1 pseudogene is annotated in these 259 nt (G+C 45.6%); it reads right to left on the bottom strand.

Annotated features, from left to right (window positions below):
- A pseudogene (locus tag SB773_RS32850) lies at window positions 1-144 on the bottom strand (hypothetical protein); the annotation flags it as partial.
- Window positions 145-259: the final 115 nt, after the last annotated feature.

Here is a 259-nt window from a genome sequence, read left to right as displayed (position 1 = left end):
ACCACCACCTTCGTCGTAGGTGAAAGAGATCATTTTACCAACACGCCAAACTTTTTTGATTTTAGAGATGTCAACTTCTTTTTCTTCACCTTTGTATTTGAATTTAACGGTCGCACCACCACCACCGGTACCAGATTTTTTGATGTTCAGCCAAGAGGTCAGACCGGTCTGTTTGGTTTTCTGCCAACGCAGGTCTTCTTTACGGTAACCGAAACCTTCCAGGATACGCAGAACCGCCGGCAGAACCTGGTTTTCGATG

The sequence above is a fragment of the Bacillus sp. SIMBA_074 genome, assembly GCF_046534555.1.
GTDB classification, from domain to species: Bacteria; Bacillota; Bacilli; order Bacillales; family Bacillaceae_G; genus Bacillus_A; species Bacillus_A mycoides.
Note: the sequence above shows the minus strand (reverse complement) of the source record. Positions and strands in the feature narration are given on the sequence as shown.